The sequence below is a fragment of the Corynebacterium riegelii genome (genome assembly GCF_001263755.1).
Lineage (GTDB): Bacteria > Actinomycetota > Actinomycetes > Mycobacteriales > Mycobacteriaceae > Corynebacterium > Corynebacterium riegelii.
Genome location: NZ_CP012342.1, coordinates 1,553,388 through 1,572,782, shown reverse-complemented (window position 1 = coordinate 1,572,782; position 19,395 = coordinate 1,553,388). Strand labels below are relative to the sequence as shown.

At 63.7% G+C, this 19,395-nt stretch carries 16 protein-coding genes and 1 pseudogene; 10 read left to right on the top strand and 7 right to left on the bottom strand.

Annotated features, from left to right (window positions below; genetic code table 11):
• Positions 1–56: 56 nt before the first annotated feature.
• Positions 57–686, bottom strand: coding sequence for a DUF4062 domain-containing protein (locus AK829_RS07590; RefSeq protein ID WP_232305698.1), 630 nt, complete (start codon positions 684–686; stop codon positions 57–59).
• Between the two features lie 399 nt (positions 687–1,085).
• Between AK829_RS07590 and AK829_RS12855 the strand changes: the two genes are divergently transcribed.
• Positions 1,086–1,214, top strand: a complete 129-nt coding sequence (locus AK829_RS12855; protein ID WP_269745042.1) for a hypothetical protein — start codon at positions 1,086–1,088, stop codon at positions 1,212–1,214.
• On the opposite strand, the gene AK829_RS12790 is transcribed toward AK829_RS12855, so the two are convergent.
• Positions 1,211–1,387, bottom strand: a complete 177-nt coding sequence (locus tag AK829_RS12790; protein WP_232305697.1) for a hypothetical protein — start codon at positions 1,385–1,387, stop codon at positions 1,211–1,213. The two genes, AK829_RS12855 and AK829_RS12790, sit on opposite strands and share 4 nt — an antisense overlap.
• A gap of 786 nt (positions 1,388–2,173) precedes the next feature.
• On the opposite strand from AK829_RS12790, the pseudogene AK829_RS07575 reads away from it, so the two are divergent.
• From AK829_RS07575 to AK829_RS07545, 7 genes and pseudogenes are all read left to right on the top strand, one after another.
• Positions 2,174–2,572: pseudogene (locus AK829_RS07575) on the top strand (arsenate reductase ArsC).
• A gap of 83 nt (positions 2,573–2,655) precedes the next feature.
• Positions 2,656–5,202 carry an ABC transporter ATP-binding protein/permease gene (locus AK829_RS07570; protein WP_052205308.1) on the top strand — a complete coding sequence of 849 codons (2,547 nt, stop codon included), beginning with the start codon at positions 2,656–2,658 and terminating at the stop codon, positions 5,200–5,202.
• Complete coding sequence (locus AK829_RS07565; RefSeq protein ID WP_052205307.1) at positions 5,199–6,932, top strand: ABC transporter ATP-binding protein; 1,734 nt, start codon at positions 5,199–5,201, stop codon at positions 6,930–6,932. Before AK829_RS07570 ends, AK829_RS07565 begins: the two co-directional genes overlap by 4 nt.
• 288 nt (positions 6,933–7,220) lie before the next feature.
• Entirely contained in the window at positions 7,221–7,934 is a 714-nt protein-coding gene (locus tag AK829_RS12785; RefSeq protein ID WP_232305696.1) for a hypothetical protein, read from the top strand.
• Positions 7,886–8,602, top strand: a complete 717-nt coding sequence (locus AK829_RS07555; protein WP_052205305.1) for a GIY-YIG nuclease family protein — start codon at positions 7,886–7,888, stop codon at positions 8,600–8,602. Before AK829_RS12785 ends, AK829_RS07555 begins: the two co-directional genes overlap by 49 nt.
• 58 nt (positions 8,603–8,660) lie before the next feature.
• The gene (locus AK829_RS07550; RefSeq protein WP_198147755.1) at positions 8,661–9,413 is read left to right on the top strand and encodes a hypothetical protein; all 753 of its coding nucleotides are present in this window, start codon (positions 8,661–8,663) and stop codon (positions 9,411–9,413) included.
• 3 nt (positions 9,414–9,416) lie between these two features.
• Positions 9,417–10,982 (top strand): DNA polymerase Y family protein, encoded by a 1,566-nt coding sequence (locus AK829_RS07545; protein ID WP_052205304.1) that lies wholly within the window; start codon positions 9,417–9,419, stop codon positions 10,980–10,982.
• Between the two features lie 15 nt (positions 10,983–10,997).
• Here the strand turns inward: AK829_RS07545 and AK829_RS07540 are convergent, their stop codons facing one another.
• Positions 10,998–11,645 carry an AMIN-like domain-containing (lipo)protein gene (locus AK829_RS07540; RefSeq protein ID WP_052205303.1) on the bottom strand — a complete coding sequence of 216 codons (648 nt, stop codon included), beginning with the start codon at positions 11,643–11,645 and terminating at the stop codon, positions 10,998–11,000.
• Between the two features lie 93 nt (positions 11,646–11,738).
• Here AK829_RS07540 and AK829_RS07535 point away from each other — a divergent pair, with 93 nt between their 5' ends.
• Entirely contained in the window at positions 11,739–12,629 is an 891-nt protein-coding gene (locus AK829_RS07535; protein ID WP_052205302.1) for a sucrase ferredoxin, read from the top strand.
• Here AK829_RS07535 and AK829_RS07530 read toward each other — a convergent pair.
• From AK829_RS07530 to AK829_RS07515, 4 genes are read right to left on the bottom strand one after another with little or no spacing between them, the layout of a single operon-like run.
• Positions 12,613–13,395 (bottom strand): HAD family hydrolase, encoded by a 783-nt coding sequence (locus AK829_RS07530; protein ID WP_232305695.1) that lies wholly within the window; start codon positions 13,393–13,395, stop codon positions 12,613–12,615. The two genes, AK829_RS07535 and AK829_RS07530, sit on opposite strands and share 17 nt — an antisense overlap.
• 17 nt (positions 13,396–13,412) lie before the next feature.
• On the bottom strand, positions 13,413–14,117 hold the full coding sequence (locus AK829_RS07525) for a methionine ABC transporter permease (protein WP_052205300.1): 705 nt from the start codon (positions 14,115–14,117) through the stop codon (positions 13,413–13,415).
• The gene (locus AK829_RS07520) at positions 14,114–15,145 is read right to left on the bottom strand and encodes a methionine ABC transporter ATP-binding protein (protein ID WP_052205299.1); all 1,032 of its coding nucleotides are present in this window, start codon (positions 15,143–15,145) and stop codon (positions 14,114–14,116) included. Before AK829_RS07520 ends, AK829_RS07525 begins: the two co-directional genes overlap by 4 nt.
• A 12-nt stretch (positions 15,146–15,157) precedes the next feature.
• Positions 15,158–16,054: a MetQ/NlpA family ABC transporter substrate-binding protein gene (locus AK829_RS07515; protein ID WP_052205298.1), complete on the bottom strand. Its 897-nt coding sequence runs from the start codon at positions 16,052–16,054 to the stop codon at positions 15,158–15,160.
• Between the two features lie 169 nt (positions 16,055–16,223).
• Between AK829_RS07515 and AK829_RS07510 the strand changes: the two genes are divergently transcribed.
• Positions 16,224–19,385 (top strand): error-prone DNA polymerase, encoded by a 3,162-nt coding sequence (locus AK829_RS07510; protein WP_052205297.1) that lies wholly within the window; start codon positions 16,224–16,226, stop codon positions 19,383–19,385.
• Positions 19,386–19,395 lie beyond the last annotated feature (10 nt).

Below are 19,395 nucleotides of genomic sequence, written 5' to 3'. Positions count from 1 at the left end.
ACGCGCGCGAACTACGATTTAGCCGCCTGACTGGTTCACCGACGTAACCTCGCGCTTCATTGGACGTCGAAAGTCTTCGACTGTTTTTCATTATCTTCGACCCAGTGAACGGTTAGCTTTGTGCCTGCGGTGCCCATCGAATACGAGACTGGCACTTTCCAGATGACCCCAGGTTCCAGCGTGATTGGCTGATCATCCACAAGGAGTCTCATAAGGCCCGATGCGGCTTGGCCTTCGAAGGTCACCGCTTCAGCAGCGAGATCACCAGTATTGGTAACCTCAAACCAGTGCTTCGTTTCGTATTTGATCTTGCCGCGCTTGTCAATTTCCTTTTCGTGTCGCTCGCTCTTTGACTCGACGCGGAAGCGGACGCCGAGCGGCTCATGGCGCACCCCGACCACGGAGAGATCGATTTTGACTAGGTCATGCTCGACGGCAGCCCAGACTTGGTTCTCCAGTTGGCGGATGTCATCGAATTCTCCGAGCAGTCCCCGCTCCTTGATTTCATTCTTGAAATTTCGGAGACCCTCGAGTTGCGCAGTATCGACGTCATGAGGCAGTGGGGCTCTTGAGAAAAACAGGTGTACCGGTTTCCCGCTGTTTACTGCTCGCTCAATCTCTTCAACTGTTCCCGACACTGCATCTGGTGTTGGTGAGCCGAGTCGGCTGCCGAAGAGCGCGACCACGATGTCGGCTCCGTCGACTCCCTGGGTGTTGATGATCTCCTGAGGGTGACCTCCGAGCAGCGGTACAGAATTGGTCTCCCACCGCCACGGCAGTCAGACTACATTCCGAGTCGTCGCGTGGAGTCGATTCCATGAGTGCAGAGCGCCCTCGACTGCATCTCGGGCATCGGGTACGTCGGATGGGGAGGCGACGAGAACGCGCAGAACGGTTGCCGGAAAGCTCATGACTTTATTCTACGTGTCTAACTGCCCGGGTGACGAGAGGAGAGTCCTAGGACCACTAGGAACTGGTTGCGATTGTCTGTTCGCTGCCGTCGCGGCGCAGGCCCTGTCGCGCGCGGCCAAGGCGGGCGATACCTCTCCCGAGGCCGTGACGGCGGCGATCAAGACGACGGCCGAGTGGCTCACAATACGCCGGCGATCGCGCGCGATTCCTATATCAATCCGCGGGTGATCGAGCTGTTTGAAAAGGGCACGGTCATCTCGGGTAAGGCGACCGACGCGAAGGTGCGGGCCCTGCTGACCTAGGCTTCGTCGCTCTCCGGCCACGTGATGGGCGTGGGCGACACATCGCGGGCGGCGAAGCGCTCCGAGCCGATTCTGGCGGCGACGACGAGCACGATGCCAAGGACCTGGATTGGCAGCGGTACTTGGGCGAGGACGATCGCGCCGATAAGCACGCTGATCGCGGGCTCCAGCACATGAGGGTGCCGAAGGCGGCCGGGGCCATGGCACGCAGCGCGACGATTTCGAAGGCGAGAGGGATGACCGGCATCAGGAGTGCGAGCCCGAGCGCCGTGGCGATGACCGGCAGGGACAGGTGCGGCAGCGCCTCGGGTAGCCCGATGGGCGCGTAGGCGATGGCGACGATCGGGATGGTGTAGGCGAGGGCGCTGATGCCGGAAAACCGATCGCCGACGCGTTGGGTTAAGACGATATACAGCGCCCACCCGAGCCCGGAGCCGAGGGCGAACAGGATGCCGACGACGTCGACGTTACCGATTCAGGGCCGGGTCAGTAAGACGACGCCGATCATGGCGAGGGCGGGATAGGAAAGGGCGCGCCGCGAGGTGCTTGTGAGCGCGGCAAGGACGAGTGGGCCGAGGAATTCCAGAGCCACGGCGGTGCCGAGTTAGATGCGCTGGATTGCGGCAAAAAGAAGAAAGTTAGCGAGCCGGTGGTGACGCCGAGGGCGGTGACGAGACCGGCGTCACGCCAGGTCATACCGCGCAGGCGCGGGCGCGCGATTGCCAGGATGAGGACGGCGCCGGCGGCCACGCGCAGCCAGGCAGCCCCGCGCGGCCCGACGTCGTTGATCAAGCCAACGGCGAAGGCTCCCGAGAGTTGGACCGAAAGCATGGCAAGGACGGCGAGTAGCCAGGGCGGCACCTCGGCCGCCCGGGCTTGCTGCTTGTCGCGCCATAGGCTCACCCTTCCAGGCTAAACCCTGCCTTGGCCATTGCCCACGCCTGCGGTTCAATGGGGCTATGACCCGACCCACGATCATGTTTGTGTGCGTTCACAATGCAGGCCGCTCCCAGATGGCGGCGGCTTTTGCCAAGACGCTGTCCGGCGGACGCATTGAGGTCCGCTCCGCGGGCTCCGCCCCCCGCTGATTCGATCAACCCCGTGGTACGAGAGGCGATGGCGGAGGTCGGGATCGATCTGGCCGCGGCGCGCCCGAGGGTGCTGGTGGCTGAGGACGTGCAATCCTCCGACGTCGTCATCACGATGGGCTGCGGCGATGCGTGTCCGTTTTTCCCGGCACGCGCTATGAGGATTGGCAGCTGGCCGATCCGGCTGGGCAGGATCTTGCCACCGTGCGCGTGATCCGCGACGAGATTCAGGCTCGGGTGCGCGAGCTGGTGGCGAGCCTGCAGCCCTAGGCGCCGCGCCGACGCATTTGACCCCGCCCTCGACTTAGGTTAGGGTCACCTTAATTTGTGGCGCGGCGCAGGAGGGAATGCACATGGCGAAACGGGGTTTTGAGGGCGTGCTGACGCGCGGATTTGGAGCGCGCGACCACAGCGCAACAGTCACGGCCGTGACCTACCTCGCCCCGCATTTCGTGCGAATCCACCTGGTGAGTGCAAGTCTGCTTGCCGAGGTCGTTCTCGCGCCCACGGCCTGGCTGCGGTTCTGGTTCCCCGATCCGGACGGCAGCGACCAGGAACATCAGCGCGGCTACACCATCGTCGAGGCCGACCCGGATACCGGTGAGTTCGCGATCGACGTGGTGCTGCACGAACCTGCCGGACCGGCCTCCAGCTGGGCAAGCCAGGCACAGCCGGGCGATACCATCGCGGTCACTACGCTCGGCTCGACGGGTTTCGTCCTGCCCGAGGAACTACCCGACGGATACCTCGTCATTGGTGATGCCGCGTCGCTGCCCGCCATCAATTCAATCCTCGAGGTGCTTCCATCCGAGCTGCCGGTCGAACTGTACCTGGAAGAGCACACGCTCGATGACCACATGCTGGAAATCCGCACGCATCCGCGCGCGCGAGTGCATTGGGTGCCGCGCGTCGATGAGGCGAGCCTGGCGGCGGGACTGGCTGCGCGGGACTGGTCGAACTGGAGCGCGTGGGTGGCGTGTGAGTCCGACAGCTTGAAATATGTGCGTCGCCGCCTGATGAACGATTTTGGCTTCCCGAAGTCCGAAATCCAAGCCCGCGCCTACTGGTGTTATGGGCGGGCATTCGGCAAAAAACGCCCCAAGGATCTGCCCGAGGCTGCCGCCGCGCAGGTACCTGCGGCCGGCGAGGCTGCGCCTATCAGCGGGACGTGGCGGGCTGAGGCCGGTCGGCGCCTGCTCGCCCCGCTGCGCACAACCTTCATCCTGGCGGCGATCGTGCAAGCGCTGGCCACACTCGCGCAGCTGGCCCCCTACGTCCTGCTCGTCGAACTCGCCCGGCTGCTGCTCGTCGGCGCCGGCACCGACGCGCTCATCCGCCTGGGCTGGTGGGCCGGCCTGGTCCTTATCGCGGGCGCGCTACTCACGACCGGGCTGATGACCTGGCTGCACATCGTCGATGCGCGCGTCAGTCAGGACCTGCGCACCCGACTGCTGATGACGCTCGGACGCGTGCCCCTCGGGTTTTTCGATACCCGCAGCGCGGCGCACATCAAGCAGCTGGTGCACGATGATCCGCTGGCGATGCACTACCTCATCACGCATGCGGTGCCCGATGCGGTCGGCGCCATCGTCGCGCCTGTGGCCGTCTTGGGCTACCTGTTCGTGATCGACTGGCGGGTGGCGCTCACCCTGCTGCTGCCGGTGCTCGCCTACCTGATCGGCATGTACATCATGATGACGCAGTCGGGCCCGCGCGTAGTGCAGGCGCCGCAGTGGCGCCAGCAGATGGCCAGCGCTGCTGACGCCTACCTGCAGGGGCAGGCCGTCGTGCGCGTCTTCGGGGGTGCAGCCGCCGCGCCCTTCACCCGGAGCCTGCGAGACTACCTCGATTTCCTGCGATCCTGGCAGCAGCCGCTCAGCGGCCGCAAAACCTTCATCGATCTGGTCACGCGCCCCGCGACGTTCCTGTTCCTCAGCTGCGTGGTGGGCACCGCGCTCATCACCGCGGGCATGATGGATCCGATCTCGCTGCTGCCCTTCCTCTTTCTTGGCACGACGTTCGGTGCGCGGCTACTGGGCGTCGGCTACGGTCTGCAGGCGCTGCGCGACGGTATGCTCGCGGCACGCCGGATCCAGGTCATGCTCGACCAGGAGCAGCTGTCCACGCTGCCTGAGGTCGAGCATGCGGCGAGCGCGCCGAGGCCCGCTGGTCTCGTCGAGTTCGATGATGTGAGCTTTGGCTACGACGCGTCTACCCCCGTGCTGTCGGGCGTCTCGCTGCGTCTGGCGCCCGGTACCATCACTGCGCTCGTGGGCCCGTCCGGTGCGGGTAAATCCACCCTGGCGAGCCTGCTTGCCCGGTTCTACGACGTGACCGACGGCGCAATCCGCATCGGCGGCCACGATCTTCGTACGCTCGAGGCATCACAGCTGTATTCGCGGGTTGGCTTCGTCTTCCAGAATCCGCAACTGGTGCGCGCCAGCGCCCACGAGAACATCGCGCTCGCCCGCCCGGATGCCAGTCGGCACGAGGTGGAGCAGGCTGCCCGCGCCGCTCACATTCACGAGCGCATCCTCGCCCTACCGGACGGCTATGACACGATCCTGGGCGCTGACATCGCCCTATCCGGCGGTGAATGCCAGCGCATCACCATCGCCCGTGCGCTGCTGGCCGACTGTCCAATCCTCGTGCTGGACGAGGCGACGGCATTTTCCGACCCCGAATCCGAATACCTCGTCCAGCAGGCGGTCAGCCGCCTGACCGCCGGACGCACCGTGCTGCTCATCGCTCACCGCCTGCACACCATCACTGGCGTCGATACCATCGTTGTGCTCGATGGCGGCCAGATCATCGAGCAGGGTCGGCACGAGGAGCTGCTCGCACGCGGCGGTCGCTACGCCGAACTCTGGGCAGCCGCCGAGACGAAGGCCACCTCATGATCTGCACGCTCATTAACCTGCTGCCACCGGCCCAGCGCCGCCATATCACCCCCTACCTGGCGCTCACGGCGCTAAGTATCGCGCTACGCGCCGCAGCGGCGCTCGCCCTCATTCCGCTCATCTCGGCCCTGTTCAGCTCGCAGCCGGGTGATGCCTGGCGCCCTCTGGCCATGATCGCGATCGCTACGGCGCTTGGCTGGGGGTGCGATAGCGCCGCGGCCCGCCACGCCTACGCTGTTGGCTTCGTGCTGCTGGATCACGCTCAGCACACCGTCGCCGAGCGCATCACCACCATCCGATTGCAGTGGCTGACCGGCGATAACCTGGCCACCACGCGTCAGGCAGTCGCTGCCACCGGTCCCGAACTCGTCGGGTTGATCGCCTACCTGGTGACGCCGCTGCTGAACGCCCTTATTCTTCCGGCCGCGATCGGCATCGGCCTGCTGTGGTTTTCTCCGACGCTCGGCGCTGCAGCGCTGGCGTTCCTGCCGCTGCTGCTTGGCGCCCTCGTCCTCTCGATGCGCCTGGCGCGCAGCGCCGACGCCGCCGCGGATCGCGCCCACGCCCAGCTGTCCGAGCGCCTCCTGGAGTTCGCCCGCACCCAGCAGGCGTTGCGCTCCGCCCGCCGCGTCGATACCGAGAGCAGCCATGTCGGCCAGGCACTTGCCGCGCGCACTCATGCGATGAGTCGACTGCTCGCCTACCGCGCGCCCGAGCAGCTGGTTTTCACTCTGCTGACCCAGCTCGCCCTCATTGCGCTCAGCGCCCTCGCGGTCAGCCGCGCCGTCACCGGCGAGGTTTCCCCCGCCGCCGCGATCGCGCTCATCGTCGTCATCGTCCGCTTCTTGGAGCCCCTGGCGCTCGTGGCCGATATCACCGCCGGCTTGCAACTGACCACGAACGCACTGCGCACCATCCACACCGTGCTTGCCGCACCGCGCGAGCACCCCGGAACCGCGACACCAACCTTCTCAACCGCTCCCCAGATCGAGGTCGCCGACGTCACCTTCGGTTATGACGCCACGCGCGAGCGCCCCGTGCTTGACGGCCTGAACCTCACCTTCCAGCCGGGCACCACAACCGCGATCGTCGGGCCTTCTGGCTCGGGCAAATCCACCCTGCTGTTCCTGCTGGCCGGGCTCCACCAGCCCACCTCCGGAAGCATCCGTATCCAGGGCACGGACCTCGCCGAGCTCACTCCCGCCGCCCGCCGCGCCCTCATCGCCGTCATCTTCCAAGACCCGTACCTGTTTGACGGCACACTGCTGGACAACATCTCCATCGGTAATCCCCACGCCACCGGCGAGCAGATCGAGCGCGCCACCGCACTCGCGCGCGTGGATGCCGTTGCCGCGCAACTCGCCGACGGCATGGCCACAATGGTCGGCGACGGTGGCACGCTGCTATCGGGCGGGCAGCGCCAGCGCGTCTCGATCGCCCGCGCCCTGCTCAGCTGCGCCCCCGTGCTGCTAGTCGATGAGGCCACCAGCGCGCTCGATACCGAAAACGAACGCGCCGTCGCCGCTGCCCTGAGCTCGGAGACCACGCCCCGCACCCGCATCATCGTCGCGCACCGCCTGTCCTCCATCCGCCAGGCCGACCGCGTCATCTTCTTCGATGCCGGCCGCGTCATCGAGGACGGCAGCATCGAGGACCTGCTCGCCCTTGATGGCCGCTTCGCCGCATACTGGCGCCAGCAGCAGGCCGCCAGCGCTTGGCGCGTGCGCTAGTGCTCCCGCCAAGCCCTACGGTAGATTCAACGCCATAGCCTACGTGACCCAGCTCACCGCCGGGTTGAAAGGATGGCATCAAGAAACGCTGTGCAGCAATGGCTCTGGTTTTTGCAGCTACGCTCGCCGGTTGTGGCGACGAGACCGCACCTGAGAGTTAGGCCTCGCCTGCCACGAGATCACCCCCCGACCACCTCAGCTCCTTCCATCAGCGCAAAGCTCAGTGTTGACAGCACGGATAAGCCCCTGACATCTGCCGTGTGCGCCACGATCGACGGGGAATCAACGGTGTCATTCGAAACACCGGATCAGCCGCAGTCGTTGCTCACCGTCAAGGTTGCCGATGGCGCCGTCAAAGATGTGATATGGCAAGCCGGCAACACCCTGCACTCCTGGGGAGGCGACTACTTTGGACGTGACCCGCTCGTGAGTGTTGACGCAGACCGCTGGCGGATCGAGGCCTCCGTGCGTGAAATCAGCGGCGACGGTGCGGCCGAACTCAAGGCTATGGAAATCCAAGCGGAGATCGACTGCACGTCTGACGAGAGCCATCATCGCGACGACCCGTATCAGTCGGTAGCCAACGGCCAGTACGCACCGAGCCCTGAGCGCAAAGCTCAGCTCGAGCCACTCGATGCTCTATTCGCCAAGACTCAAAGCGAGGTGATAATCGACGGGCAGGCAGCGACCGTCACGAAAACGTCATGTGACCCCAGCTTCGTCGCTAAAACCAATGTGAGGGCCGATCTTGAGATCGGCGGAGAATCAGCATCCCTATCGCGGGACTTCACCGATCCCGCCGTGCCAAAAGCCGTGGAGTTGCGTCTAGCGGGCAACCAGCTTGGCTGGCAGCACGAAAAAACGTCCTACCCGCACACCGGGGTCGAGGGCAAAGCCCACGCACTGCGCGGCACGGTCTATTCTGGTGCAAAGATTTTGAAAAGTTTGAGCCTTTGTTCAAACAGAAGCACGCAGAGCTTGAACAGGGCACCTACGCTCTGACCAAGTTTGAGGGTGCCCAGACAATCATTCCCGGTGCCTTCTTCATCCTGCGCGGTGTCATGGCCTTCATCGCGGAGGTTGGTGAATCTGAGATGAAGAGCCTGAAGCATAAAGATCAGCGCAAGGAGCGCCTCCGCGTGGTGTTTGAGAACGGCACTGAATCCGCCATGTATCGACAGTCCTTCGCGGCGCGAATGGGGGAGCAGGGCGGATTTGCTGTTACCCGTACGGGGTTTGACGTCAGTGAGATCGGTGATGCCGATGTAGAGACCGGACACATTTACGTGCTGCGTTCACTCAGTGACCATCCAGACATTCGTGGATTGAAGGATCTGTACAAGATCGGGTTCTCCACCACTCCGGTGGCTAAGCGTATCCGCGGCGCGGAAAAGAGCTCGACGTACCTCATGGCGCCAGTCGAGGTAGTCGCGGATTATCGCGCTTATAACCTGCGGCCTTCAGCACTGGAGCACCTGCTTCACCGAGTGTTCGCCTCCGCACGGTTGGACGCGTCCATTGTGGATTCCGCGGGCGGCGCAGTGAGTGCGAACGAGTGGTTCTTGGTTCCCTTCCCGGTGATTGATCATGCAGTGGACCTGATTCTGTCGGGTGACATTGTGAACTATGTTTATGATCCAGCGCAGCAGGACCTGATCGAAATAGTGTAGAAAACCTGTTCGACCTTGGCGCTTGCCTGTGTTTTACGCGGAGTGCATACTAAACGCTGTGAGTGGAACGTCTATTCGATCGCTCGCGGCGCTCCCGGAGGAGGTCGCGGGAGCAGAACGCCCAAGCCGGGCGGAACAAATCGCGCAGTTGCGCGCCCAGATGGCGGCGTTGGGTGGGGAGGTGGTGCGCCCGGTTGCTGAAAAGCATGGCACCCTTACTATCGACGGAGCGCTGTCGCAGGTCCTGCCTAACAACGGGCTGCCAAGGCAAGCGGTGACGCATTGCAGTGACACCCCGGCGCTGATCGTGGAAGTGATCGACCAGGTCACTGCCGCCGGCGGGCACGTTGGCGTGGTGGGGTGGCCGGAGCTGTCGTACGCAGCGATTTCCAAAGAAGGGTTAGAACGCATCATCGCAGTGCCCGAACCGGGCATTGAAGACATCGCCGTGGCGGGCGTACTTGCAGAAGGCCTCGACCTGGTTGTCCTGCGCACCAGAACCCAGCTTGAGCTCACGCCCGTGCGTGCGCGTCCCTTGCTGGCACGCCTGCGTAAAGGCAACGCCGCGCTGCTGACTATCAACACCACGGTGCCCTCGCCGGCGCTCACCATCATCGGCCACATCGAAGGCTTCCGCGGCATCGGCGAGGGCGTAGGGCGTATCCAAAGCATTGACCTGCGCGTGCGCGCTGAGAGTAAAGGCGCTCGCCCGGCCAGCGCCACGGTCACGCTCGGCCAAAAACGGCCGAAACAGCCGAAACAGCCGAAACAACAAGAACAACAACCAACCCACCTCCGGGCGGTGCCCTAAACCATGCGGGTCGCGGCACTGTGGTTTCCGGATTGGCCGGTGCAGGCGGCAAAGCTGGAACATGACGATGAGCTGGAAGAACCTATCGCGATTGCCAGCCAGCACCGGATTAAGGTGTGCTCGCAGGCGGCGCGTCGCGTAGGTATCCGCCGCGGCATGCGGGTGCGAAACGCCCAGGCGGCAGCACCGGAGCTGACGGTCATTGACGATAACCCGGACCGTGACGGCCGCATGTTCGCCTCCCTTGCCGCAAGCCTGGATGACGTCGCCGCAAGCGTAGAAGTACTGCGTCCGGGCTTGGTGGTTGTGGATCTAGAGGCCGCCGCCAAGTTTCACGGCAGTGAGGATGTGGCGCTGGAGATGCTTATAGATGCGGCGTCGAGACGCGGCATCGACACCCAAGCAGGCGCCGCCGATGAGATCGCCACCGCCATGATTGCCGCGCGTACCTCCCAGATCGTGCCGCCGGCAAAATCCCGCGAGTTTTTGGCCAACCATCCGATTACTACCCTGACCGCAGAGATCGCCCTTGCCGCCGACCCAGAGACTGTGCGCACGCTGGGCCAACTCGGCATTGCCACGCTCGGCCAGCTTGCTGAGATCCCACCTGCTGCCATGACCACACGCTTCGGCGCTCACGGCATGCATATTCATCGGGTGGCGGTGGCTGCGCCGGATCGTCGAGTAGCACCAGAGCTGCCCACCGAGGACCTTGCCGTAGCGATCACTCCTGAAGATCCCATCGAGCGTGTTGACGCCGCCGCCTTCGCCGCCCGCGCGCTCGCCGCGAGTTTGCACGAACGCCTCAAAGAAACTGGTCGCAACTGCCTGCGCCTGAAAGTTATCGCGGAACTTGCAGACGGCACCCGTGTGGAACGCATCTGGCGCACGCGCGAAGCGCTCACCGAGCACGCCACGGCAGATCGCGTGCGCTGGCAGCTCGACGGCTGGCTCACCTCCGGCGGCGCCGGCGCGATCACCTCGCTGATCCTGGAGCCGCTCGAACTCGCCCAACCGGACATCGCGGGCGAGCTGTGGTCCCAAGGCGCATCCTCCGACGGCGCGCGCCGCGTAATCGAGCGGGTGCAGTCCCAGCTTGGCATCGACGCCGTTGTCCAACCGCGTCTGGTCGGCGGCCGCGGCGTCGCCGAACGCATCCGCCTGGTCCCCTTCGGCGAAGCCCCACCCGACACCACCGACCACACCTGGCCCGGCGCCATCCCCGCGCCGCTGCCCGCGCGCCTCGGCGGCGGCATTGATCACCCCGCTTCGAGCATTGTGCTTATCGACGCTACCGCCAACCCCATCACCGTCACCGCCGAAGCCCTCCTGTCATCCAAGCCTTACGCACTTAAGTGGGGCGAGAAGAAATACCTAGTCACCGCGTGGGCGGGCCCGTGGCCGGTGGATGAGGGGTGGTGGGGACAAGAGGCGCAGCACAACAAGGCGGCGCGCATGCAGGTTGTCGGTCAGCTCGGTGGTGAGTCAGCAGGCGAGCGCGCCGGTGAGGTCACAGGCTGGCTGCTGGTGTGGACGCGGCGCGCCTGGCGCGTGGAAGCCGTGTACTAGCGGTGCCGCGCAGTATTAGCGCTGGATATCAATAACCAGGCGCTTCGGGTTTTCCAGCATCTGTACCGAATACGGCGCCTTGTTGTGCAAACCCACCACGATCTGGCTGCGGCCTTCGGAAGTGCCGCCGTTGACTACGGCAACCACGTTTTCAGACGGGTTGGCCATCTGTACAAGCTCTGTGGTGTCCACGCCGATCTCGCCGGGGTGGATGGTGCCGTCGACGTTGATGTTGAGGAACGCCTGGCCGTCCATGGCCAGGGGCTTGCCCACAGAGATCTTCATGGGGGTTGCGGTGTAGTCCACAAACCAGCCCGGTTCACCGTCGCCTGCAAGGTCCATCTCAATGCGGTCAACAACACCGTCGGCACTGTTGTGGCTGTCCACCCGCACGCCGGAAATCGCAAGCTGAGCAGGTTCAGATGGGCGTTGGGATTCAGGGGAGAGGTTTGAACTGTGGTCTGCTGGGTGGTCTGCCCGGTGGTCCGCCCTGTCGCGGGTGATGCCCGCCAAGACCGCACTGGTAGCTGGGGCAGTGGGAGTACTTGTTGCGTCGTAGGCTTGATGGCCATGGCCGGCGACTGGGGGAGTGGCAGTAGCGCAGCCGCCCAACATGAGCGAGGTCCCCACCAACACCGCAATCGCGCGCCCTGCAACAAACATACTTTCACGCTATCCAACGCCGCGTACTGGGCAAAACTACAGGCGTGAAAATTAGGAATGGTTATAAAAACGTTAGACAGTATGGTGTGAGGTATGACTTCCCTAACTCCGCCTTGCTCAGATGTTGCGGTTGAGGCCCTGCCCGGAACCGCGAAGACCGGCTCGACCTACGTGCTCTTTGAGTGGCCGGGGGCGTGGAGCCGCGACGTTCTCGACGGTGGCACGTTCGGTGAGGAACTCACCAACAAGCTCAAAGCACACGTGGAGCGCTACAACGCCACGCTGCTGCTGATCCGCCACTCCACGCGCGAAGCACGCCAGATTACGGATCACCACGTCTACCTCGTCTTCGCCGACCAGGGCATAACTGAGGTATTGCACGTGGATGGGCCAGAGGACGTGCTGGACTTGGATTTGTCGGGGGTGGGGAAAAACGGGGCGAAACTACGCACAACGCCCCTGCTTTTGATCTGTACTCACGGCAAGCGTGACACCTGCTGTGCGGTGAAGGGCCGTCCGCTGGTCAATGAGCTGCGTCGTGGTGATGAGGTGTGGGAGACATCCCACATCAAGGGCCACAGGTTTGCGCCGACGATGATGCTGATGCCATGGGCGTTTAGCTTCGGGCATATGAGCCGCGAGGCTACCTCTGCGATGCTGGACCACGCCGAGGACGGCTTGTTCTTCGTGCCCGGCAACCGCGGTCGCGGCACGCTGACCCCGCCGGAGCAGACCGCGGAGATCGCCGTGGCGGCTGAGCTGTCCCACCAGGGCATCAAGGTGGGCATTGATCAGTTGCAGGTGCGTATCGACGCGAACGGGAACGCCCCAACCGCAACAGTCACCGTGAAAAACCGCGATACTGGCGATGAATACGAGGTAAAACTACGCCAAAAAGACATCGAAGGCGTGGTGGATTCCTGCGGCAAGGCGCCGAAGACCGGCAAGGGCTGGGTCGTGGAGAACATTACGCCAGGCCGCTGAGCACGTCGGCCACGCCCTCGATGACGTGGTCGGTGGCTTCCTTCACGTCTGCAGGCGAGTGCGTGAAGCTGAAGGACTGATCCGCAATCGCGTGCATGTCCAGGTCATTCCAGGAATCCCCAAACGTGTAGATCTCCACGTCCTCACGGTTGATGCCCAGGTGCTCCAGCAGCTCAAGCACGCCTGTGCCCTTGTTGCGGCCGTTGGCCATGATGTCCACGTAGTCCAGGTTCTGGGCGACGGTGACTTGGGGGAATTGGTCGGCCCAGGAGGCAACGTGGCGTCGTAACGCAGGGTCCGTCACACGGATCGGCACAACGGCAAAGGTGTGATCCGGGATGTCTGCAAGCTCCATGCGTGCAAAGTGGTCCGTGAACAGGTCGCCGGTTTTGGTGTTGATGCTAAACGCGCCGTCGACCGGACCAACCGTGGTGCCGAAAATGGCAACGCCCTCGGTGTCGCCGAATTCTTCGACCGCGGCGCGCAGGATGTCAGTGTCAATGGGGTAGGCGTAGATCAGATCAGCGCCGTCACCGGTGGTTGCAGACGCCCCGTTGGACAACACGCGGTAATCAAACACCAGCGCATCTTCCGGGGGCATGGCAAACGTAAGCGCCGAGCGCGACCGGCCCGTGGCAGCTACTGCCAGGTTTCCGTTGTCGCGCCAGGCGCTGATTGCTTCTAAATCCTGCTGGTTGAAGCTGTAGGTGCCGTTTGGGCGGCGGTGGTACAAGGTGCCGTCAAAATCGAAAACCGCAATCTTCACGCACCTCATGGTAGTGGCTAGCGGCGCATGACCTTCTTGGACAACCAGTTGCCCACAAACTGCGCCAGCTGCACCACAACCACAATCACGATCACCGCAGCCCACGTCACGGCCGGCTCGAACTGGCGGTAGCCGTACACAATGGCAAAGTCACCCAAGCCACCGCCGCCGATGTAGCCCGCCATGGCGGACATGTCGATCACGGCGATGAAGATGAACGTGTAGCCCAGAATTAGCGGGCCGAGCGCCTCCGGCAGGATCACAGACTGGATGATCTTCCACGGGCCGGCGCCCATGGAACGAGCAGCCTCGATCACACCCGGGTCAATGGCCACCAGGTTCTGCTCCACAATGCGTGCCACCGTAAACGTGGCCGAAAAGCACATCACGAACGTGGCGGCGGAGCGCCCAATCGTGGTGTCCAGCACCGCAAGGGTGATGGGGTAGAGCATGGCGATCATGATGATGAACGGGATCGGCCTAAAGAAGTTCACGGCCACGTTGATCAGCGTGTACACCACACGGTTCTGCAAAATGCCGCCCGAGCGGGTGGTGTAGAGCAGCACGCCCAGAAGCAACCCGAAGAAACCGCCGACAACCATGGTGATGGCGACCATCCACAAGGTGTCGCCGATCGCTTCGACGAACAAGGGGCCGAGGCGCTCCCAGTTGGCCTCTGCTAGGAGGAACTCGTTGACGTTTGCGCTCACGTTTGCGCTCATCGGGTGATCTCCTGAATATCAGTGGTGGTTTGCAGGGTGTGCAGGAACTCATTGATCGCGGCGTCATCGCCGTTGAGGCGCACCGTCATCTTGCCAAAGCTGTGCTCCTGCAAGGTGGTAATACCGGCGTGTACCGGCTGCACCGACACGCCACGCGCGCGAGCCTTCTCAGCAGCGCCGAAAAAGCCGGAGTTGTCGGTCAGGTCCACCGTGAACAGGCGTCCAGGTGCGGCGTTGAGCAGCTGCTTTTCCTCAACCTCATTTGGCGTGTTGCGCAGGCTGGTAGAGACAAAGCGCTCGGCAACACGGGTCTGCGGGTTGGAGAACACCTCATAGACGCTGCCGTACTCAACCACGCGGCCTTGTTCCATCACCGCAACCTTGTCGGCTATAGCGCGGATCACGTCCATCTCGTGGGTGATCACCACGATGGTGATGCCGAACTCCTCGTTGACGCGACGCAAAAGACCCAGCACCTCTTCGGTGGTTTCGGGGTCAAGGGCGGACGTCGCTTCGTCGGCAAGCAACAGCGATGGGTTGGTGGCCAGGGCGCGGGCAATGCCAACGCGCTGCTTCTGGCCGCCAGAGAGCTGCTCCGGATAGTTCTGGCCACGATCAGACAGGCCGACGAACTCGAGCAACTCGGCCACACGCGCCTTGCGCGCGGCCTTGTCCATGCCCGCAAGCTGCAGCGGGTACTCCACGTTGGCCGCCGCGGTGCGGGAAGACAGCAGGTTGAACTGCTGGAAGATCATGCCAATGTTGCGGCGGATCTTGCGTAAGTCTTTTTCGGACTTGCCAACCACATCGGTGCCGTCTAAAAGCAGCTGCCCCGAAGTCGCCTGATCAAGCCCGTTAATCAAACGCACAAGCGTTGATTTACCGGCACCCGAGTAGCCAATGACGCCGAGGATTTCGCCGGGCTCAACGGTAAGGGTGACCCCATCTACCGCTCTGACCTCGCGGCCGCCCGTTTTAAATACCTTTTCTACGTCCCGGAATTCGACCCGGGTGCCGGTGTTAGCCATGGATTACAGCTCTTACTTCTCGTTTGCAACCAGACGGTCGAGGATCTCGTTGAGCTCTTCCTTCGGACGCTCAACCTCAACAGCGGTGTTGCGGGAGTCCTTCTGCACAGCCTCAGCAACAGCCGGGTCGTGCCACAGCTCAGCCAGCTTCAGGTAGGTCGGGTTGTCAATGTCTTCTGCGCGGGACGCGAAGACGTTGATGTACGGCTCGCCCTGCTCAGAAGCCGGGTCATCCTGGAAGATAGCCTCGGTCGGCTCAATGCCAGCACGGTCCAGCCAGGAGTTGTTGATAATCGCCGGGCGGCCCTCCTTGTAGGCAGTCGGGGTCTGGGAAGCGTCAACCGGAACCACGGAGACCTTGGACGCAGCAGCGTCAATGTCAGCCGGGGTCGGAGCCAGCGCGTCCGAGCCCTCCTTCAGGGTGAGCAGGCCAGCCTGGACCAGCACGTTGATGGCGCGGCCCTGGTTGGAGTCATCGTTCGGGATGGCAATCTCGGAGCCCTCGATGCCGTCCAGGGAGTCGTGGTCCTTCCAGAACAGTGCCAGCGGGTAGATCTCGGTGGAGCCGAGCACGCGCAGGTCATTGCCGGAGGAAGCGTTGTACTTAGCCAGGTAGAGGATGTGCTGGTACTTGTTCAGGTCCAGCTCGCCCTGTGCCAGGGCCTCGTTGACCGGCGGGTAGTCAGAGAACTGCACGATGTCCAGGGTGATGCCCTCTTCAGCAGCCAGGTCGGCGAAGACGGACCAAGCCTGCTGGTCAGCGTCGGTGGTGCCGATCTTGACCACTACGTTGTCGCCGTCCTGTGCAGCTGCGTCGGTAGCGGAGTCGGACTCGTTGGAGCAAGCAACCAGGCTGGTTGCTGCGATGGTCAGTGCCGCCAGGGAGGCGGTGATACGAGATGCGCGCATGAGGGTTCTCCTTTATAGGCATCGGGAATGTACGAGGAGTGAACTTAGCACCCCATGTACCGCTTAGTCTATTTCTGGCCCGATTAAGGGGTGTAACGGTTGACCAAGCTGTCTGTAGATCAAGATTTACCGTTAGAACGTACGGGCGGATGGTGCTAGTGTTTCCCTCATGAGATTCAACGGGGGAGCGCCACTTTCCTGGTCGCGGCTGGAGCGGATCCTCTCCGGCCGGCCGGGACCTGCGCCTGTGCCGGTGGGGCACGTTGATGAGCCTGAGGGGGCAGAGTCGGCTGGGCGACGCGATCGGCCGGAAGTGCTCATGCCGTTTGCGGAGCTGCACGCCGTGAGCTCCTACAGTTTTCTCGGCGGCGCGAGCGAGCCGGAAGAGCTCGTAGCGCGTGCTGCGGAACTGGGATTGCAGGCAGTTGGCCTGCTGGATCGTGATGGATTCTATGGCGCTGTGAAGTTTGCGGAGGCCGCCGCCGAGGCTGGCGTGGGCACCGTCTTCGGCGCCGAGCTGACCTTGAGTGTGGGACTGGAGGAGCGGATCCTGCCCGTTATCGCCCGCGGTCCAGAGGGGTACAAGCGCCTGTCCCACCTGATGGCGGGGGCGCATATGGCAACGCGTGAAAAGGGGAAGGTGGGCTATCCGCCGCTTGAGGTGATCGGGGAGGAACTTGCGGGCACGTGTGTTGCGCTTGCCGGGTGGCGCTGGGCGGATGATATCGCTCACCTGGTCGACACCTTTGGAAGTGGCAACGTGGTGTTGGAATATGAGGTCTCCATGACCCCGGAAGACGCCGATAATCACGCTTTGCTTGACGCTATAGCCGCACAAACACGGCTGCCGGCCATCATTACTGCCGCGCCTGCCGCCGCCACCCGGGACGCGGCACGCCTGGCCGCCGCCAAACGCGCACTTGCGCGCAGGCAGTCGCTCGCCCAGGCGCATGGGGACCTGCACCCGATGGGCGCGAACTGGCTGCGCAGCGCCGCCCAGATCGCGCGCATGTGCCCAGGCAGTGAGGAAAAAATCGCCTACGCCGCCGAACTTGCCGCGCAGTGCGCCTTCACGCTGAACCTGGTTGCGCCGGAACTGCCTACGTTTCCCACCCCCGAGGGTCACAACGAGATGAGTTTTTTGCGTTCAATCACCCACGCGGGGGCGCAGGTGCGTTACGTGGGGAGGGATGCGGTGTGGCGTCGGCAAGCAAAAGCCCAAATTGACTATGAGCTCGGCGTAATCGAGGAGCTGAACTTCCCCGGCTACTTCCTCATCGTGCATGACCTGGTGGATTTCTGCCGGCGCGAAAACATCCTGTGCCAGGGGCGCGGCAGTGCGGCGAACTCCGCGGTCTGTTTCGCGCTTGGCATAACGAATGTGGAGCCGGTCTCAGCGGGTTTGCTGTTTGAGCGCTTCCTGTCGCCGGATCGGGACGGCCCTCCGGACATTGACATTGACATTGAATCCGGCAGGCGCGAAGAAGTCATCCAGTACGTGTACGCGCGCTACGGGCGCGAGAACGCCGCGCAGGTGGCCAACGTGATCACCTACCGCCGCAAAGGTGCCGTGCGCGACGCCGCGCGCGCTTTAGGCTACGCGCAGGGCGCGGCTGACAGCTGGTCCAAGGGGATTGAGGAGCCGCCGGTGAACGTGGTTGCCCTGGCGGACAAGTTCCGCGGCCAGCCCCGCCACCTGGGCATTCACTCCGGCGGCATGGTGATATGTGATCGCCCGATTGCAGACGTTGTGCCGGTCGAATGGGCGCGCATGGAAGGCCGCTCGGTGGTGCAGTGGGACAAAGACGACTGCGCGTCCGCCGGCCTGGTCAAGTTCGACCTGCTCGGCCTGGGCATGCTCGAAGCACTGCACCACATGATGGACCTGGTCCTAGACACCACCGGCCGCGAGGTTCGCCTGTGGGAGCTTCCGCTTGACGACGCCGCTGTGTACTCCATGCTCGCCCGCGCCGATTCCGTGGGCGTATTCCAGGTGGAGTCGCGCGCCCAGATGAGCACGCTGCCCAGGTTGAAGCCGCGTTGCTTCTTTGACCTGGTGGTGGAGGTCGCACTAATTCGTCCGGGGCCGATCCAGGGCGGGTCCGTACACCCGTACCTGCGGCGCCGCGACGGGCTAGAGCCTGTGGAATATGACCACCCGGTGCTGGAGAAGTCCCTGGGCAAAACGTTGGGGATTCCGCTGTTTCAGGAGCAGCTGATGCAGATCTGCGTGGACGCCGCCGGCTTTTCCGGCCGCGAAGCCGATGCGGTGCGACGCGCCATGGGCTCGAAGCGTTCCCCGGAGAAAATGGCGGCCATGCGGCAGCGTTTCTTCACCGGCTGCTGGGAGGTCAACCAGATCCCTGAGGAGGTTGCGGAACGGTTGTGGCAGAAGATCGTGGCCTTTGCCGCCTACGGGTTCCCCGAATCCCACTCCCAATCATTTGCATCCCTGGTGTATTTCTCCGCGTGGTTCAAGCACTACTACCCGGCGCAGTTCTGCGTGGGGCTGCTTCGTGCGCAGCCGATGGGGTTCTACTCGCCGCAGTCCTTGATTCAAGACGCCCGCCGCCACGGCGTAGAAGTACTGCCAGTATGTGTGAACGCCTCCGGGCGCGAGGCGCTGTGCGTGGACTCCACAACAATCCGGATGGGCCTTGGGCTGGTGCGCGGCCTCGGCGCGGATGCTGCTTCACGAGTAGAAGCCGCAGCCCCATTTGCAGACATCCCGGATTTGGCGCGCCGGGCGGAGCTGAGCGTGGAGCACGTTGAGGCGCTGGCGCGCGCGGGCGCTTTGGACTGTTTCGGCGTGACACGCAGGCAGGCGCTGTGGCAGGCAGGCGTTGCCGCCACTGAGCGCGAGGGCATGCTGCCGGGCGTGAGCGCGATTTCCGCGCCTGCGCTGCCAGGCATGAACGCGTTCGAGCTCATGGCTGCCGACGTTGCCGCCACCGGTGTCACCCCTGGTCTGATGCCGGTGGAGATGCTGCGCAGCGCACTTAGTGCGGCCGGCGTTGTGCCCGCGGATCAGTTGCGCGCGGTTGAGGACGGCACCCGCGTCCGCATCGCCGGCGTAGTCACCCACCGCCAACACCCATCCACCGCCGGTGGGGTGACGTTTCTTGGCATGGAGGATGAGACCGGGCTGATGAACGTGGTCATCTCCGTCGAGTTGTGGAACCGCCAGCGCGTGGTGGCGCGCACCGCAAAGGCGATGATCGTGCGCGGCATTGTGCAAAACGCCTCCGGGGCGGTCTCGATCGTGGCCGATCGCTTAGAGCCGCTGGAGATGGGGCAGTGGCTGACGCGCGGTTCGCGAGATTTCCGGTGATCTGAACTCG

Excerpts from the sequence above, each read along its gene's own strand:
- AK829_RS07570 (WP_052205308.1), top strand. The coding sequence starts at position 2,656 with ATGGCGAAACGGGGTTTTGAGGGCGTGCTGACGCGCGGATTTGGAGCG.
- AK829_RS07565 (WP_052205307.1), top strand. The coding sequence starts at position 5,199 with ATGATCTGCACGCTCATTAACCTGCTGCCACCGGCCCAGCGCCGCCAT.
- AK829_RS07545 (WP_052205304.1), top strand. The coding sequence starts at position 9,417 with ATGCGGGTCGCGGCACTGTGGTTTCCGGATTGGCCGGTGCAGGCGGCA.
- AK829_RS07540 (WP_052205303.1), bottom strand. The coding sequence starts at position 11,645 with ATGTTTGTTGCAGGGCGCGCGATTGCGGTGTTGGTGGGGACCTCGCTC.
- AK829_RS07535 (WP_052205302.1), top strand. The coding sequence starts at position 11,739 with ATGACTTCCCTAACTCCGCCTTGCTCAGATGTTGCGGTTGAGGCCCTG.
- AK829_RS07525 (WP_052205300.1), bottom strand. The coding sequence starts at position 14,117 with ATGAGCGCAAACGTGAGCGCAAACGTCAACGAGTTCCTCCTAGCAGAG.
- AK829_RS07520 (WP_052205299.1), bottom strand. The coding sequence starts at position 15,145 with ATGGCTAACACCGGCACCCGGGTCGAATTCCGGGACGTAGAAAAGGTA.
- AK829_RS07515 (WP_052205298.1), bottom strand. The coding sequence starts at position 16,054 with ATGCGCGCATCTCGTATCACCGCCTCCCTGGCGGCACTGACCATCGCA.
- AK829_RS07510 (WP_052205297.1), top strand. The coding sequence starts at position 16,224 with ATGAGATTCAACGGGGGAGCGCCACTTTCCTGGTCGCGGCTGGAGCGG.